At 68.2% G+C, this 17,400-nt stretch carries 13 protein-coding genes and 1 tRNA gene; 9 read left to right on the forward strand and 5 right to left on the reverse strand.

The annotated features are described in order from the left end of the window. The first annotated feature begins 143 nt into the window (after positions 1–143). Positions 144–1,547, forward strand: a complete 1,404-nt coding sequence (locus EZE58_RS11400; RefSeq protein WP_167560582.1) for an APC family permease — start codon at positions 144–146, stop codon at positions 1,545–1,547. Positions 1,548–2,056: 509 nt separating this feature from the next. On the opposite strand, the gene EZE58_RS11405 is transcribed toward EZE58_RS11400, so the two are convergent. Then, positions 2,057–2,144 (reverse strand) — tRNA-Ser (locus tag EZE58_RS11405). Positions 2,145–2,247: 103 nt separating this feature from the next. Further along, positions 2,248–5,745, reverse strand: coding sequence for a hypothetical protein (locus EZE58_RS11410; protein ID WP_167560584.1), 3,498 nt, complete (start codon positions 5,743–5,745; stop codon positions 2,248–2,250). A gap of 285 nt (positions 5,746–6,030) precedes the next feature. On the opposite strand from EZE58_RS11410, the gene ilvA reads away from it, so the two are divergent. Next, positions 6,031–7,317 (forward strand): threonine ammonia-lyase IlvA, encoded by a 1,287-nt coding sequence (gene ilvA, locus EZE58_RS11415; protein ID WP_223289898.1) that lies wholly within the window; start codon positions 6,031–6,033, stop codon positions 7,315–7,317. A gap of 76 nt (positions 7,318–7,393) precedes the next feature. On the opposite strand, the gene EZE58_RS11420 is transcribed toward ilvA, so the two are convergent. Continuing rightward, on the reverse strand, positions 7,394–8,587 hold the full coding sequence (locus EZE58_RS11420; protein ID WP_167560586.1) for an epoxide hydrolase family protein: 1,194 nt from the start codon (positions 8,585–8,587) through the stop codon (positions 7,394–7,396). A gap of 144 nt (positions 8,588–8,731) precedes the next feature. Between EZE58_RS11420 and EZE58_RS11425 the strand changes: the two genes are divergently transcribed. The 5 genes from EZE58_RS11425 to EZE58_RS11445 all read left to right on the forward strand — a co-directional run bounded on the left by EZE58_RS11425 (position 8,732) and on the right by EZE58_RS11445 (position 12,581). Continuing rightward, positions 8,732–9,322, forward strand: a complete 591-nt coding sequence (locus EZE58_RS11425; protein ID WP_167560588.1) for a CGNR zinc finger domain-containing protein — start codon at positions 8,732–8,734, stop codon at positions 9,320–9,322. 79 nt (positions 9,323–9,401) lie between these two features. Next, the gene (locus tag EZE58_RS11430; protein ID WP_063250613.1) at positions 9,402–10,478 is read left to right on the forward strand and encodes an NAD(P)H-quinone oxidoreductase; all 1,077 of its coding nucleotides are present in this window, start codon (positions 9,402–9,404) and stop codon (positions 10,476–10,478) included. Next, positions 10,475–11,209, forward strand: coding sequence for a proteasome activator (locus EZE58_RS17455; protein WP_009381112.1), 735 nt, complete (start codon positions 10,475–10,477; stop codon positions 11,207–11,209). The genes EZE58_RS11430 and EZE58_RS17455 overlap by 4 nt, the downstream gene beginning before the upstream one ends. Beyond that, positions 11,206–11,751, forward strand: a complete 546-nt coding sequence (locus tag EZE58_RS11440; protein WP_009381114.1) for a hypothetical protein — start codon at positions 11,206–11,208, stop codon at positions 11,749–11,751. Before EZE58_RS17455 ends, EZE58_RS11440 begins: the two co-directional genes overlap by 4 nt. Then, positions 11,748–12,581: a Cof-type HAD-IIB family hydrolase gene (locus EZE58_RS11445; protein ID WP_009381115.1), complete on the forward strand. Its 834-nt coding sequence runs from the start codon at positions 11,748–11,750 to the stop codon at positions 12,579–12,581. Before EZE58_RS11440 ends, EZE58_RS11445 begins: the two co-directional genes overlap by 4 nt. A gap of 18 nt (positions 12,582–12,599) precedes the next feature. Here EZE58_RS11445 and EZE58_RS11450 read toward each other — a convergent pair whose 3' ends face one another. Both EZE58_RS11450 and serS read right to left on the reverse strand, forming a co-directional pair. Further along, positions 12,600–13,448, reverse strand: coding sequence for an HAD family hydrolase (locus EZE58_RS11450; RefSeq protein WP_095376383.1), 849 nt, complete (start codon positions 13,446–13,448; stop codon positions 12,600–12,602). Positions 13,449–13,480: 32 nt separating this feature from the next. Next, complete coding sequence (serS, locus tag EZE58_RS11455; protein WP_040342538.1) at positions 13,481–14,761, reverse strand: serine--tRNA ligase; 1,281 nt, start codon at positions 14,759–14,761, stop codon at positions 13,481–13,483. 83 nt (positions 14,762–14,844) lie between these two features. Here serS and EZE58_RS11460 point away from each other — a divergent pair, with 83 nt between their 5' ends. Together EZE58_RS11460 and EZE58_RS11465 are read left to right on the forward strand one after the other, a co-directional pair. Then, positions 14,845–15,960 (forward strand): diacylglycerol kinase family protein, encoded by a 1,116-nt coding sequence (locus EZE58_RS11460; RefSeq protein WP_095376384.1) that lies wholly within the window; start codon positions 14,845–14,847, stop codon positions 15,958–15,960. Between the two features lie 235 nt (positions 15,961–16,195). After that, the coding region (locus EZE58_RS11465) for a hypothetical protein (protein WP_205772230.1) at positions 16,196–17,400 on the forward strand (1,205 nt) is incomplete at its 3' end.

Raw genomic sequence — 17,400 nt, forward strand, 5'->3', positions numbered from 1 at the left:
GATCTAGACATCGATGTTGCCGTCTCATTCCGCGTCAGGAGTTTCGCTTTCAGTTGTCGTGCTCTACCATCACCTATGGCGCAGGTCACTCCTGCGCACTGTCGGACGACGCTTCGACGCAAGACTCATTGGGGAGGATTGATATGGCTGGTTCGGGATCGCTCAAACGGAACCTGGGGCTGTGGTCCATCGTCGGGCTCGGGCTCGGGTACATGACGCCGACGGTCGTCTTCGACACCTTCGGCATCGTCTCGGAGGGGACGAACGGAGCGGTGCCCGCGGCCTACCTCGTCGCTCTCGTCGTCATGGTCTTCACGGCCATCAGCTACGGGAAGATGGTGCGGATCTTCCCCACCGCCGGATCGGCGTACACGTACACCCGGGAGACGATGACGCCGGGGCTCGGCTTCCTCGTCGGCTGGACCTCGCTCATGGACTACCTGCTCCTGCCGATGGTCAACTGCCTCATCATCCGGCTCTACATGGAGTCGATGGTCCCCGATGCGCCGCCGTGGGTGTGGGTGGTCGCGTACACGGTCATCATGACCGGCATCGTCCTGTCCTCGATGCGGGGCACGGCGAACATCAACGCGATCCTGCTCGTCTTCTCCCTCGTCCTCATGGTCACGTACTGCGTGCTTGCGATCGCCCAGCTCAATGCCGGTGAGGGTGCGGGGACAGTGTTCAGCCCGGAGCCCTTCGTCCATGACGGCGTCGAGTTCAGCGCGGTGCTCACCGGAGCCACGGTCGTGTGCTTCTCCTTCATCGGCTTCGACGCGGTGACGATGTACACGAACGAGGCCAAGCACGTGAACATCATGCCGAAGGCGATCATGATCACCGTCATCGCCGGCGGGATGATCTTCCTCATCGCCTCGTACTTCACCCAGCTGCTCTACCCGGACAACTCGCAGTTCACGATCGTCGACGATCCGCTGCCGGAGATCGGCCTACTCACGGGCGGCCCGTTCTTCCAGCTCTTCTTCGTTGCCGCCGCGTTCGCCGCGACCGTCGCCTCGGGCCTGGCCTCGCATGCCTCGGTCTCGCGCATGCTCCTCGTCATGGGCCGCAACGGCGTCCTGCCGCGCAAGGCCTTCGGCTACATCAATCCGCGCACGCACACTCCGGTGTTCAACATCGTCCTCGTCGGCGCCGTGTGCCTCTTCGCGATGTCGTTCAGCCTCGAGCTCATCTCGGCGTTCATCAACTTCGGTGCGCTCATCGCGTTCACGTTCGTCAACCTCACGGTCATCGCCCACTATGCGTTCCGCACCCGGCAGGTCGTCGATGTCCGGACGGCGTTCAAATACGTCGTCATGCCCGGACTCGGTGCGATCCTCACCGGAGTGCTGTGGGTGAGCCTCCATGCGACCGCGCTCATCGGCGGTCTCGTCTGGCTGGCGATCGGCGTCATCTACCTCGCCGTGCTCACCCGCGGGTTCACGCGTACGGTGCGCAGCTTCGACGACCCGGAGGCCGACGCCGACATGTCGGAGCCGGAGGATCCGGAGTCGGCCGCTGTGGCAGCGGAGAAGGCAGCGGACTGAGGTCGCGGCTCGCGTGATTCTCTGGTCGCTGCGCCGAGGCGGGCGGTGCGATTTCGGCCCGTGCGCCTCGGCGCAGCGACCAGCAAAAGGCGCGGCCTCGGTGGAGTGACCAGGAATTTCCTAGCACGAACGGTGTGGGACGCGTCGCGGAGGCGCACGGCATCGTTGCCCTGCCTCGCGGGGTGGGGATTGTGCGCCGGGTCGGCGCGGGGGGTGCTGTCGAGTCGTTCTGCGGGGACAGAACGACGTGACCCCAGCACGGTATCAGCGCATCACCTCGGAGCGCCTCACACGTAAGTATGAGATCGGGGAGGTTTCTCAGCACGTCGAGTGTGCTGCCGCTCGTCGTCTCCGGAAGGGCGCCGGTCATCGTCTCCGCAGTGGCACCGGTCATCGTCTCCGCAGTGGCACCGGGCCAGGGCGCCGGGTCAGTGCGTCAGGTCAGGGCGCCAGGTCAGAAATGAGAAATGTGCTGCGACGTCGGTCGATGTCGCAGCACATTTCATCGGCGGAAGCGGTGGGATTCGAACCCACGGTACGGGGTTACCGCACAACGGTTTTCAAGACCGTCTCCTTCGGCCGCTCGGACACGCTTCCCTCGGTTCGACGCCCGTCGAACCCGGCCTGCCCAGCGCGAGCTGAGCCAGAACAGTTTCTCACAGTCCCGCGAGCAACTGCCAATCGCTCGGGCGGGCTGACCTCAGTGCTTGTTCCTGCCCTTCTTGTCCCTCTTCTCACCGGGAACCTCGCGTGCGGGCCCGCCGTCGTGCTTGTGCTGCTCGTGCGGACTGCGCCCGGTCGAATCCGCATCCGCCGAGGTGGCTCCCCGTGCCGCGAAGGTCGCCGGGACGCGGGAGGGGACGAAGTCCGCTTCCTCCTCGTCCTCGAATTCCTCGTCGTCAGCGACTGCCCGGGCACCCCGATCGGCGACCTTCGGGGCTCGCGCGTCGGCGACCTCCGGTGCCGGAGGTGCCGAGTCCGCGGGCACTTCGTCACCGGCCTCCTCGTCACCGGGGTCCGCTGCGTCGTCGCCGGGGACCGCGGGAGCGTCCGGCAGGGGCGCAGCGGCGACCTCGGGCGGCTCGGTCGGCATCGGCGGCGCGTCAGGCATCGGCGTCGCGACGGGCCCCGGATCCTCCGCACGGAGCGGGGGCGCCTCGTCGCCGACCGACTCCGCCGAGCGGTCCGTGCCGCTGTCCGCAGGATCAGCGTCCCTCTCCGGGGAGAGCGCAGGGTCCGCCGCCTCGGTTGCATCATCAGGATCGTAGCCGTCGGCAGTGTCGTGATCGGAGAGTCCGTTCCCGGAGTCCTCACCGACCGCCGTCTCATCGCGGGCTTCGACATCGACTTCGGCGAGGTCGTGAACGCCGAGATCGACCTCGGGCACCCCGTCGTTGACCGGCTCGACCGTCTCTGTCGTCACCGCGTCGACGTAGGTGTCCTCGACGACCGCGCCGCCCGTGATCCGCACGTCCCCGGTCGCCGAGGCGGCACCGCCGGTGCTCGTCGCCTCGCCGACGAAGAGGGTGCGAGTGACCGTCGTTCCCCTCGCCGAGGTGGTCGTGCCGTCCCGTCCGGACTCCCCCGAGTCCGTGGCCGAGTCTGCGGCGGTCGGTCCGGTGGCCTTCGGTGCGGTCTCGGTGACGTCGTTCGGTGCTTCGACACTCGGTTCGACGAAGCCGCCGGCGTCGGGCACCATCTCGGCGATCTCGGCCTGACGCGGTTCGACCGATTCGGTCGACACCGCATCGACCATGACGACCTGCGGGTCCCCGTCGGCGGTGACGTCTCCGGGCTCGCCACGCTCAGTTGTATCGGAACCGTCACCGGTCTGCGCAACGGCGTCGCCGTCGGCAACCGCTGCGTCGGAGTCCTCAGCGCGGTTCTCCCTCTGCGCGGGTGTCTCACTAGCAGAGTCAGTTCCAGTGGAGGATTTCGCGTCGCTCGTTCGCGATCCATCGGTGGCATCGTCGACGGTGGCGGCGGACGAACCGGCACCTTCGTTGCGCGGGCGCTCGTCGTCGGCCGAGGACGCAACTGCCGCACCGGCGACTCCGGCCGCACCGACGACCCCGGCGGCGCCGGCGACGAATGCCGCACCGCCTGTCCTCGAATCGTCGACACCATCGGTCGGCCCAGCCGGGTCGTCTGCGGCATCGCTGCGAGCACCATCATCGCTCTCCGGCGCTGAACCCAAACCGACCGAGTCCACGTCCGCCGGCTCAGCGTCGTCCGTCGACGCCGACTTCACAGTGTCAGAGCCGGACTTCGCGGTGCCCGCGTCCGACTTTGCAGCCTCCGAGTCCGTCGTCGCGGCACCCGAGCCCGACGAATCCGACTCGACGGTGCTCGACGCTGACAGAGACCCACCAGCTTTGTCGGACGGCGCCGGCTCGTCGACGTCGGCGGCCTCTCGCTCCTCGGCGGAACCGCCGGTGGCATCGACCTCGCGCGATTCGTCGGAAGCCACGTCGGCGTCACCGTCGGCACTCGGTTCTGAGGACGAACCAGCGCCCGCACCGGCATCGGTCGCGGGCACACTGAGCTCCGCCTCGGTGGGGTCATCGGTCGAGCGCGCCGGCTTGCCCTTGAGGATGAGGGTGAGCGTCGCGAGCGGCACGGACAGCCAGTTCGGGCGGTTGCGCAGCTCGGTGACGACCTCGACGAGGAGCCGGTCGATGAGCGCTGCCCGGAGCACGGGATCGTTCAGCCCGATGCTCTCACCGCGTGCCCTGGAATACCCGCTGAGCAGGGAGTTCTGCACCTGGGAGGCCCAGAGGTACTCGGGCGAATCGTAGATGGCCCGCAGCGCGGCCGGGTCGTTGCCGAAGCCGTTGACGACGAGCCCGCCGTCCTCCGCATTGAGTGCCTCGGTGCGCTGGAGCCGCGCGAATCCGGCGGCGTAGTCGACGCTGCGCAGCAGGGCCACGAGGTCGAGGGCGATGGGCTTCGGATCGGAGTTCGACGAGTCGGTGAACTTGACGACCTGGTAGCCCTCGCTCGGCGAGCTGACGACGTGGTCGAGGGTGAGCTCGCCGTGGATCTTCTGCAGCCGCCCGATCGAATCGAGCGAACGCAGCCGGTTCCGGTGCTGCTTGAGCTCGGGAACGAGGGAGTCGAGGGCGAGCGGGGCCCGACCGAGCGCCCAGTCGACGCGCTCGACCCACTTAGCGACGAACTGCTTCGTCGGCTCACCGGCGCCCTCGACGATGCCGAACTCAGCAGCCATGTCGGAATGGAGTTCGCCGATCCGGCGCCCCATCTCCGCGGCATGCGCGTTGTATCCGCCGATCGACCCGGAATCGACGCCGACGACGATGTCGACGGCCTCCCGCCAGGCCGGTTCGGCCTCGACGTCGGCCTGGGAGAGGAGCGCCATCGGCGCCTCCATCTCCGTGACCTCGAACATGTCGTACCAGCGGCCCGAGCTCCACCCGATGACCTCGGGAACGCTGCGCGATCCCGCCTCGGTGAGGAGGACGGGGATCGTCAGCGACGACGGCATCCCGTTCTCGAGCACTCGGAAGAAGCTCAGCTCCACCGGTTCGTACTCGTCGTGGATGATCACCGTCGACTTGTTCGCCCCGGAGTCGGCGACCTCGATCGGGCGGATCGGCACGTCGATCTCGTCCTTGACCTCCGACGACGACGGTGCGGTCGTCGGCTTCGGTGGGACCGCCTCGGCGCCGGATCCCTGAGGATCAGACCCCACCGTCGCCGAGGCGGGAGCCGGGACCGTCTCCCGGGTCCGACCTCGGGTCGGCAGTTCGGAACGGTCACGGCTGTGGCGCAGTGACTCCGTGCTCAGCTGGCCGCCGTCGAAGACCTTGCGCTTGGTGATCGCGTCGGCGAGGAGGTTGACGAAGACGGGATCGGCGGCACCGTCGTAGACGAAGACACGGCCGAGCGCGAGGTCATCGACGGTGCCGATGAGCGCGTGGCGGAGGTGGAGGTCCTCGGCGCCGCGGAAGGACAGGGGGATGTTGAGGCGGCGCAGGGTCGGCCCGTCGCCGACGGAGATGACCGTGACGAGTCCCGAGAACCCGCCGAGCTCCTCGGCGGTGAAGGTGAAGGCGCGGGCCACCGACATCGGGGTGATGTCGGGGTCGACTCCGAAGTCAGCAGCCAGCTTCGGGAACCACGACTGCCGGGGAATCCAGCGGGCTAGGAGCTGCTCGAGCTCACTGCTGATGGCCATGTCGCCTCCTTGAAGGGATTACGGGCATCTTCCATCAAATCATGATATTGCCGTCTCACCTCTGAGGGCGCACCCGAAACCGCCCAAGTCCCCATGTGCCCGGCGGGACTGCGTGGGTTGCAGCCGACCGGCCGGCGAGGGGTCGGCCGCCTCGGCGGGGACGGTCGCAACACGTCGGCGGGGAAGGGCGCACCGCGTCGGCGAGAAGGGGTCGCAGAGTGACCCGCGGGTCTGCGATGCGGGACAGTTTGCCGAATGGCAAGACGGAGGGCGCACAATGGTGATGTGTTGAGAACAGACGAATCACCCCAGCAGCAGACACTCGCACACGAGGTCGAAGCGGCCGCTGCGCGAATCGCCGACTCCGTGATCACGTCTCCGCTCCAGATTTCGGAGCGGCTCTCCGCCGCGACCGGGGCCACGGTCTACCTCAAGCGCGAAGACCTCCAGCCCGTGCGGTCGTACAAGATCCGCGGCGCCTTCAACTTCATGCTCCAGCTCGACGAGGACGAACGCGCCCGCGGCGTCGTCTGCGCCTCGGCGGGCAACCACGCACAGGGCTTCGCGCTCGCGTGCAGGCAGCTCGAGATCCGGGGGACGATCTTCGTCCCCAAGACGACGCCGAAGCAGAAGGTCGAGCGCATCCGCCACTTCGGCGGGGAATGGGCGACGATCGAGATCTCCGGGTCGACCTATGACGACGCCTCGGCGCTCGCGCACAGGTTCGCCGACCGCAATGACGCCCTCCTCGTCTCCGCGTTCGACGACCGCCGCACGATCGCCGGGCAGGGCACCGTGGCCGTCGACATCGCAGGTCAGCTCGAGACGCACCCCGACGCCATCATCGTGCCCGTCGGGGGAGGCGGCGTCATCGCCGGGATCGCCGCCTACGCGGCCGAGCACATGCCGAACACGAAGATCATCGGCGCCGAACCCGCCGGTGCCGCCTCGATGATCGCCGCACTCAAGGCCGGGCACCCCGTCACCTTGGACAACATCGACCGGTTCGCCGACGGCACCGCCGTGAGACGCGCCGGCAACATCACCTACGAGATCGTCTCCGACCTCGGCGTCGACGTCCGACCCGTGGCCGAAGGGGCCGTGGCCTCCGAGATGCTCCAGATGTATCAGGTCGACGGCATCATCGCCGAGCCCTCCGGGGCGCTGGCCTCGGCCGCTGTCGGGGCCGCTGGGTCGGGCAGGCCGATCGTCGTCGAACCCGGGGCGACGGTCGTGTGCCTCGTCTCGGGCGGGAACAACGATTTCTCCCGCTACCCGGAGATCCTCGAGCGCTCGCTCGTCCACGAAGGCCTCAAGCACTACTTCATCGTCGACTTCCCGCAGGAGCCGGGGGCGCTGCGCCGTTTCCTCAATGAGATCCTCGGACCCGACGACGACATCGCGCTCTTCGAGTACGTCAAGCGCTCCGACCGGGAGACGGGACCGGCGTTCGTCGGCATCCAGCTCGGCGCCGCCGAGGATCTGCCCGGCCTCCTCGAGCGGATGGAGTCCTCGCAGATCGAGATCGAGCGCGTCCACCAGAACTCCCCGCTGTTCCGGCTCTTCGCGTAGGCAGGATCCGACTCGCGGCCGCCGCTGCGCGATGCCCGGACTGCTGCGTCAGCGCTCGGCTGCCCGCACTGCTGCGTCAGCGCGTGGCCGCCAGCACCGCCGCGAGTCCTGCCCGGACGTCATCGACGAAGAAGTCCGGCATCTCGAGCGAGGGAAAGTGTCCGCCGCTGACCGGCTCGCGCCATCGCACGATCTGGCGGTACCGCTGTGCGGCCCACGGGCGCGGGCACTTCGAGGAGACGTCGACCGGGTACATCGTCATCGCCGCGGGCACGTCGACGCGCAGCTGCGGATCGAGCGAATCGTGGCTCTCGGCGTAGATCCGCGCCGCCGAGGCACCCGTCCGCGTCAGCCAGTAGAGGGTGACATTGTCGAGGACCCGGTCGCGCGGGATCGTCTCGAACGGACTGTCGTCGGTGTCCGACCACTCGGCGAACTTGTCGAGGATCCACGCGAGCAGGCCGACCGGTGAGTCGACGAGCCCGTAGCCGACCGTCTGCGGGCTTGTCGCCTGCGCCTTCGCATACCCCGCACGGGTGAGCCAGAAGTCGCGGTGGTCCTCGACCCAGCTCCGCTCGGCGTCGGTGAGGCCTTCGATGCTGAGCCCGGGCGGCGCCTCGGCGAACGTCGAGTGGATCCCGATGACGTGCTCGGGGAACCGGCCGCCGAGGATCGTTGTGACCACTCCGCCCCAGTCCCCGCCGTGGGCGAGGAAGCGATCGTAGCCGAGGCGGGACATGAGCTCGACCCACGCCGAGGCGATCGCCTCCGTCCCCCACCCCGTCGTGGTCGGGCGTTCGCTGAAGCCGAACCCCGGCAAGGAGGGCGCGACGACGTGGAAGGCCGGAGCGCCGCGGTCGCCGGGGTCGGCGAGGGCGTCGATGATGTCGACGAACTCGGCGACGCTGCCCGGCCAGCCGTGCGTGATGACGAGCGGCACGGCGTCGGGACGGGGAGAGCGACGATGGAGGAAGTGGATGCCGAGGCCGTCGATGCTCGTGCGGAACTGGCCGATCTCGTCGAGCCGCGATTCGAAGCTGCGCCAGTCGTAGCCGTCCTGCCAGTACGCGACCAGCTCCGTGAGATCGGCGAGGGGGACGCCTTGCGCCCATCGGTCGGCACCGACAGCCGCCGGGTCGGTCGGCTCCCGTTCGGGCAGTCGGGCTGCCGCCAGTCGCGCGCGCAGCTCGTCTAGGTCGGCATCGGACGCCGGTGCCGAGAAGGGCTGCACTTCGGCTGTACTCGGAGCAGTGGTGCAGTGGAGAGACATGAGACCTCCCGAACATCGCGGTCTGCCGCCGGATTCATCGGTGAACCAGCTAAGACGGTTCTATCACGGTGGTGGCGTCGGCACAACCGTCGACAGAAGACGGTGCCGCAGAGCAGGCGGCGCCCACGCAGTTAGGGTGTTCGCATGAGTGAGGGACGACTGGACTTCCGGCTCGGCGCCATTCTGGCGACGAGCTTCACCGGCACACTCTCGGAACGCCGGGGCGATCGAATCGAGCGCATTCCCACTCCCGACCGCCTGCTCGCGTGGCTCTCGATCTCCGGTCTCGACGTCGAGACGTGCACGGACGACGAACTCGACCTCGCCCGCGAGCTGCGGGAGGCCATCCACCTCGCCGCCACCGCCACAGCACTCGGGGACCCGCTTCCCGCCTCGGCGCTCGCGACGATCAACGACCGGAGCCGGAGCGGACGGGCCGCTCCCGTGCTCCTGGAGAGTGGTGAGCGTCGGTGGGAGCTCGGCCCCCCTCCCACCGTCGCCGACGCCTTGAGCGTCATCGCCGCCGATGCGATCTCCATCCTCTCCGGGGAGCGGGGCGGCAGGCTCGCACTCTGCGCGTCCCCCACGTGTCGGGCCGCCTTCTTCGACACGAGCCGCAGCCGCAGCCGCCGCTGGTGCGATATGAACACGTGCGGCAATCGGGAGAAGAAGGCACGGTTCAAGGCTCGTCATCGTCCGCCGTCGGAGGCGGGTGCCGCCGGCGACCCGAGGTGAGGCGCCCACCCACGATTCGCTCATCGGATTCACTGCAGGTGCCCCTGTCGCTGTCCGCTCCACGGACTAGAGTGGTCCCATGCGCGCCATCACGATTCCCGTCCCGGGTGATCCCGAGTCCCTGAAGCTGACCGAAGTGCCCACTCCCGAGATCGCGCCCGACGAAGTCCTCGTCGCAGTCCACGCCGCCGGGGTGAATCGTGCCGACCTCCTCCAGCGCCAGGGCTTCTACAACCCGCCGCCCGGCGCCACCGACATCCCCGGGCTCGAGATCTCCGGGACGATCACCGCCCTCGGCGCCGAGGTGACCGGGTGGAACGTCGGCGACCGGGTGGCAGCCCTCCTCTCCGGCGGCGGTTACGCCGAGGAGGTCGCCGTCCCCGCGGCCCAGCTCCTGCCGGTGCCCGACACCTACGACCTCACCGCCGCGGCGGCCCTGCCCGAGGTGCTCGCCACCGTCTACTCGAACGTCGTCGGCCGCGGCCGCATCCGCATCGGCGAGTGGCTCCTCGTCCACGGCGGCGGATCCGGGATCGGCACCGCCGCGATCCAGGTCGCGAACCTCCTCGGCGTGAAGATCGTCGTCACCGTCGGTTCCGAGGAGAAGGCGGCGTTCTGCCGCGACCTCGGCGCCGACGCCGTCATCAACTACCGCACCGAGGACTTCGCCGAACGCGTCCACGAGATCTGCGTCCACCCCGACGGCACGACGGGGGCCGACGTCATCCTCGACATCATCGGAGCGAAGTACCTCGAGCGCAACATCCGCGCGCTGCGGACCGACGGCCGTCTCGTCATCATCGGCCTCCAGGGCGGGACGACCGCCGACCTCGACCTCAGCACCCTGCTCACGGGCCGGAAGACGATCACCGCGACGACCCTGCGCGCCCGCCCTGCCGAGCAGAAGGCCACGATCATCGCCGAGGTGGGCGACCAGCTCTGGCCGGCCGTGATCTCAGGGGACATCCGCCCGATCATCTTCGACACCGTCCCCCTCGCCGAGGCGGCCCGCGCCCACCGCATCCTCGAGGACGGCGCGAACATCGGCAAGGTCCTCCTCACGGTCGACGGCACCGCCGCCGGGGGCGCAGGGACCGCCGCAGCCACGGGCGGCCACGGGACCCAGCCACGAGGGGAAGAAGGAATGCGACCATGACCGAGCGTCCGACGTCCGCTGAGAACGACCGGCCCGCCGAGGCGGTGCCACCGACCGAATCCCCCGCCGAGGCGGTGCAGCCGTCCCCGTCCCCCGCCGACCCTGCCGGCCCCGACGACGGGCAGTCGACAACGGCCGCCCGACCGGATGCCGACGCACCGGCAACCGCGGCCGAGGCGGCCCAGCCGGCATCGGCCGACGCGGTCCAGCCGCCGTCGCCCCAGCCTCCTGCCCCGGACAGCGCCGAGGCGGCCGACCGTGCCGGAGCCGACGAGGACGATGAGGAACCCGACATCTCCTCGCCCGCGAAGGTCATGCGCATCGGCACGATGGTCAAGCAGCTCCTCGAAGAGGTCCGCGGCACCGAGCTCGACGAGAAGGGCCGCGAACGCCTCGCACAGATCCACCGTCAGGCGATCGACGACCTCGAGGACGGGATCTCCGCGGAGCTCGTCGCCGAGCTCGACCGCTTCGCCCGCCCCTTCGACTCGACCGACGGCCCGCCCTCGGCCTCCGAGCTGCGCGTCGCCCAGGCTCAGCTCGTCGGCTGGCTCGAAGGCCTCTTCCACGGCATCCAGACCGCGATCATGGCGCAGCAGGCCATGGCCCAGCAGGACGGCGGCGGACGCGGTCGGATTCCGGGGATCGTACCTCCCGGCGCGGGCGGTCCCGGCACGACTGCCGGACCCGAGTCCGAGGAGGACAGACGCAGAACCGGCAACTATCTGTGAAGAAGCTCCTCTCCTTCCGCTCCCGCGGACCCGACAAGCGCTTCGGCACCGGGCTGTGGCGGCACAACCACGACCGCTTCCTCCGCGCCGTCGACCGCTACTACGCCACTGCCGTCGCGATCCACGAGGCCGCCCCCTCTGCCACCGGCACGGACGAACCCGGGCCCGCCGGGATCGGCACGGTCGATGCCGACCAGGCGGCCGCCTCGGCGAGGGAGCTCATCATGACCGGCACCCATCGGCTCAACGACCTGGCCACCCGGATCGATGAGCTCACCGAGCGACTCCACGCCCGCTGGCCGATCGAGGACCAGGTCGTGCCCGGGCACGTCCGGGTGGAGGTCGGGGACACCCCTGAGGTCCTCACGCGGGCGTCGGCGAAGGTCGCCGAGGCGGTGCTCGCCGCCTCGATGGTCCGCGCGGAGACCGCCCAAGGACCCGCTCTGTCCTCGGCCGCCGCCGCGACCGACCGCTACATCTCCGACGCCGCCGACCTCCTCGACCGCGCCCAGCGGACCATCGCCGAGGCGGAGAGCCGATGAGCGGGCACCGCCGGCTGCCCGCCGACTTCGACCTCGGGCTCGTCGCCAGCGACATCGACGGGACGCTGCTGCTCGACTGGCAGCCGATCTCCGAGGCGACGATCGACGCGATCCACCGCTGCCAGCGCGAGGGCATCCCCTTCGTCCTCGTCACCGGTCGACCGATCCGCTGGCTTGCCCCGATCGCCGAACAGATCCCCGACCTCGGCCGGGTCGTGTGCCTCAACGGCGCCGTCGTCTACGACATCGCCTCCGAATCCGTCGTCGACGCCCACACCCTCGGCCACGCCGAGGTGGTCGAGATCGTCTCTGCGATCTCCGGCGAGCACCCCGAAGCGCACTTCGCCTTCGAGACCCTCACCGGGCTCTTCATCGACGACGGCTTCGCAACACGCTCTCCGCGGGACGCCACCGTCATCGGAGACATCGGTGAGATCGCCGACCGCGACGTCGTCAAGATCCTCGTCAGCCTCGGCACCGAGGACTCCGCCGCCCTCCACGATCTCCTCGGCCCGCTCGTCACCCGCTCATGCCACGCGACGTTCTCCGACCCCGTCAACGGCCTCGTCGAACTCGCACCCCGCGGAATCACCAAGGCGAAGACGCTCGAGTCGGTGTGCGACCACCTCGGCGTGGGGCAGGAGCAGGTGATGGCCTTCGGGGACATGCCCAACGACATCGAGATGCTCTCCTGGGCCGGGCACGGAGTGGCGATGGGCAACGCCCTCGACATCGTCAAGGAGTCCGCGGACGCCGTGACCGATGCGGTCGAGGACGACGGCGTCGCCCATTACCTCACGGCGATGCTCGACGCCCTCCCCGCCCGCTGACCTCTTCTCTCGGCAACCCTACGGGCGGGTCTGGGTCGACCCCTCGGTGTCGAGCACAGCCGGATCGAGATCGAAGTGGTCGACGAGGGCGACCGCGAGGCCGTCGTCCTCGACGGGGTCGGTGACGACGCTCGCGAGGACCTTGAGCTCGTCCTTCGCCTGCCCCATGACGATCGCGTGGGCGGCCCACTCGATCATCTCGATGTCATTGAGTCCGTCGCCAGCAGCGACGGTGAGCGCATGGTCGATGCCGAGCTCGTCCTCGACGAGGGCGAGGCCGCTGGCCTTCGACACTCCATCCGGGGCGATGTCGAGCCAGTTGCTCCATCCCACCGAGTAGCTCACCTCGTGGAGGCCGAGACGGTCGACCGCGGCGGCGAACTCCTCCGCAGTGCCGTTGACGTCGCGCATGACGATGCGGGTCGCCCGCTTCTCCAGCAGCTCGTCGAAGGGCACGATGTCGAGGGTGTCGGACTCGGCGAGCTCACCGGGCGGGAACGCCCCGGAGGCCCAGCGGTGGAGGTCAGGATCCTCGACGAGGAAGAGGGCACCCGGCAGGACCTCGCGCATCCGTTCGAGAGCCGCGCGGGGATCGAACGAGACGACGTTGTGCATCTCCCAGCCCAACGGCAGCGAGGGATCGAGCCTGACGACGACCGAGCCGTTCGAGCACACGACGTAGCCTTCGGTCAGGCCGAGGGCGTGGACGAGCTCGAGCGCACCCGGCAGGGCACGGCCGGTCGAGATGACGAGGTGGTGACCCGCCTCGGCGAGGTCGAGGAGCACCCGTCGCACCGTTTCCGACAGGGTGCCGTCGTAGTCGATGATCGTGCCGTCGACGTCGAGCGCGATGAGGTGTGCGGGCAATGGTTCTCCTTGACCGGCAGGGGCTGCGCTGCTCAGAATCGCGGACCCTCCGGTCCCTGAGCAGTCATTCCGCCGAGGTAGGGGCGCAGGGCTTCGGGGACCGTGACCGATCCGTCCGCCTGCTGATGGTTCTCGAGGATCGCCACGAGCCACCGGGTGTTCGCCATCGTGCCGTTGAGCGTGGCGACCGGACGCGTGGCACCGTCGTGGCGTTCGCGGATCTGCAGGCGCCGGGCCTGGAACGTCGTGCAGTTCGACGTCGAGGTGAGCTCGCGGTAGGTCTCCTGCGTCGGCACCCAGGCTTCGCAGTCGTACTTCCGTGCCGCGGAATCGCCGAGGTCGCCGGCGGCGACGTCGATGACCCGGTACGGCAGCTCGCACAGCTGGAGCATCTTCTCCTGCAGGGAGAGCATGCGCTCGTGCTCGGCCTCGGCGTCCTCGACCTCGACGTAGGAGAACATCTCGACCTTCTGGAACTGGTGGACGCGGATGATGCCGCGGGTGTCCTTGCCGTACGAGCCGGCCTCCCGGCGGTAGCACGAGGAGATGCCGGCGAAGCGCAGCGGACCGTCGGAGAGGTCGATGATCTCGTCCATGTAGTACCCGGCCAGCGGCACCTCGGAGGTGCCGACGAGGAAGAGGTCGTCGGCTTCGAGGCGGTAGACCTCATCGGCGTGCTCGCCGAGGAACCCGGTGCCGCGCATGACCTCGGGCTTGACGAGCGTCGGGGTGATCGTCGGGCTGAAGCCCGCCTCTTCGGCGACGTCGCGAGCGAGGTTGAGCAGCGCCATCTCGAGCTTCGCGCCGAAGCCGGTGAGGTAGTGGAACCGCGCGCCGGAGACCTTCGTGCCCCGGGCCGTGTCGATGGCCTTCAGCTCCTCGCCGAGGGCGAGGTGGTCGAGGGGTGCGAAGCCCTCCGCTGCGAAGTCCCGCGGCTGACCGACGGTCTTGAGCGTGACGAAGTTCTCCTCACCGCCGGAGGGGATGCCGTCGATGATGAGGTTGGGCAGCTTCGCCGCGAGGCTCTCGAAGGCGAACGAGGCCTCCTCCGACTCCGCCTGCAGGGCCTTGACCTTCGCCGACTTCTCCTTGCCCTCGGCGATGAGGGCAGGCTTCTCGTCCTTCGACGCCTTCGCGATCTGAGAGGAGAAGGCCTTCTGGTCGGCGCGAGCGTCCTCGAACGCCGTGATGGCCGCGCGCCTCGCGGAGTCCGCGGCGAGGACCTCGTCGACGAGCTCGACGGAGGCCCCGCGGGCCTTCTGCGACGCCTTGAACAGGTCCGGGTCTTCTCTGAGCAGCACTAGATCGATCACCGTCTCAGCTTAACGGGCGCGCAGTCATTTCGACATTTCGACCGTTCGGCCTCCACTCAGGTGCACCGGAGTAAATTTGTGCCATGACCCTTGACCTGGACCCCGCCATCCTGTGGCTGCTCATCCCAGGGTTCCTCGTTACCGTCGTCGCCGCCTATCTCCTCGGCGCCCGCAACGGCGGACGCCGGGTCCTGCGCCGCCTTCATCGCTTCTCGAACAACCATGCCCCTGCCGGCATGGAGGAAGTGCCGGCAGACCGCTACCGGGCAGCCCTCGTCATCAATCCGACGAAGGCCAATGCGAAGAACATCGCGGCGACGGCGAAGGCGATCTGCCGGTTCGAGGGGTGGGCTCCCCCGCTCATCTTCGAGACCACCCTCGAGGACGCCGGAGAAGGGGCCGCCAACGAGGCCCTCGAAGCCGGGGTCGACGTCGTCATCGCCGCCGGCGGGGACGGCACGATCCGCGCGGTCGCCTCGGCGCTCACCGGAACGGCGACACCCATGGGGATCATCCCGATGGGCACGGGGAATCTCCTCGCCCGCAACCTCGACCTCGTGCTCGACAAACCCGAATGGGCGATCCGGATCGCCCTGTGGGGCCGCAACCGCGACGTCGACGTCGGGGTGGCGCAGATCAGCAGGCGCGGGGACCGTCACGTGTTCATGGTCATGACCGGGCTCGGCTTCGACGCCGAGGTGATGGCCAAGACCACCGCGAACGCGAAGAGCAGGCTCGGCTGGCTTGCGTACCTCGAAGCCGGTTCGCGCACGCTGGTGGGGCGCCCGAGCCATGTCAAGATCACCTATGACGACGACTATCGGGTCTCGGCACGGGTGCGGTCCGTCATCGGCGGCAACTGCGGCAAGCTCCAGGGCGGGATCCAGCTGCTGCCCGAGGCGGTCATCGACGACGGCCTCCTCGACGTCCTCGTCGTCAGCCCGAAGAACCTCGGCCAATGGGTGGGTGTCGCCGCCTCGATCATCGGCCGCAAGACCCGCAACGGCCTGCACACCGACATCCGCAAGTGCCACAACGTCGTCATCGAATCCCGTGACGAACTCGAGGTCCAGCTCGACGGGGACCCCGCGGGCACGACGAAGTACCTCGCGATGGGGATCCTGCCGTCGGCGATCACCGTCAAGGTGCCGACGACCGATCAGCGCAAGGAGATCAGGGCCGAAGTCTGGCCCGTGTGAGGCGGGCCGACCGAGAAGTGAGGCGGGTCGGCGGGCGTTGCCGGCGGCGCGTCACCTGTGGGTCGACACTACCCGCCGGTAGGTCACGGGATGGTCGCGAACATGTGACGGCATTCACCAAAGTGTTACCGGAATGCCACTCGAACAAAAGTTACAAAAATAGTTCTGATAATTCCCTGTACCTAGGATGACTTCCAGATGTGCACCCCCTCACATATAGATAGAAGGCACTCCAATGAAGAAGATCATCCTCGCGCCGGCTGTCGCCCTCGCGTTCACCGGACTCGTCGCCGCACCGGTCGCCGCCGCCGAAACCCCTTCGACTCAGTCGGCTGAAGCCAAGGCCGCTGAGCAGGAGAAGGCGGAGAAGGAGAAGGCCGAGAAGGAAGCCGCCGCCAAGAAGGCCGCGGAGAAGAAGGAAGCCGAAGAGAAGGCCGAGGCCAAGAAGAAGGCCGACGCCAAGGCGGCTGCCAAGAAGAAGGCGGACGAGAAGGCTGCCGAGGAGAAGAAGGCCAAGGAGGCCGCGGAGGAGAAGGACGACGCGAAGAAGTCGGCTCCTGAACCGGCGAAGAAGGAGACCACTCCTCCGCCTGCACCGACGCCTTCGTCTACCGAGGACGGCGAAGACGAATCCGACATCGACGAGACCAAGCCAGAGAAGATCAACGCAGATCTGAGAGTCTCTACCGACGAAGTGTCCGCTGACGACCTCGCAGATTCGTCGAAAGGCGTGAAGGTCACCGTCACCGGTCTTGAGCAGGGTGACAAGCTCAGTGTCTCTGGTCTCGAAGGTAAGACGGTGACGGCGTCGAGCAGCTCGGAGACGCTCCGTGTCTACTACAGCGGCGACGCCGAAACCCTCAAATCCGGTGCGAAGTCGTTCTCCGTCAAGGTCCAGCGCGCTGGTGTCTCGAGTGTCACACTCCAGGAGTCGATAAATGTGCTGACATCTCAGGCTGAGCCTGTTCAGTCCACGATGGCGGTCGACCCGAAAGAGATCACCGCTGCAGATCTCGCCGACGAGTCCAAGGGGCTGACTATCACCCTCACAAATCTCAAGAAGGGTGATGTGGTCTCGGGAACGTTCCTCACCGAAGACAAAGTGGTCCCCGCCGACGGCGATTTCACTTTCAGGACTTACTACACTGGCGATCCGGGGGACTTTGGTCCAGGCAACATCCCGCTCTACGCGTATGTGACTCGCGGTGATGCAGATCCTGTGACCGTCGAAGGCAACGTCACCGTCGTCGACGAGAACGGCGTGGCACCCATCGAAGCAACCCTCACGGTCGACCCCAAGGAGATTACGGCCGAGGACCTCGCGAACGAGGAGAAGGGCGTCAAGGTCACCGTCTCCGGGGTCAAGGAAGGCGACACGATCACCGACGACCTGACCGAAAAGCCGAAGACCGCGACCAAGGACGGCGACTACACCTTCAC

Origin of the sequence: Brevibacterium sp. LS14 (assembly GCF_012027885.1) — a bacterium.
GTDB classification, from domain to species: Bacteria; Actinomycetota; Actinomycetes; order Actinomycetales; family Brevibacteriaceae; genus Brevibacterium; species Brevibacterium casei.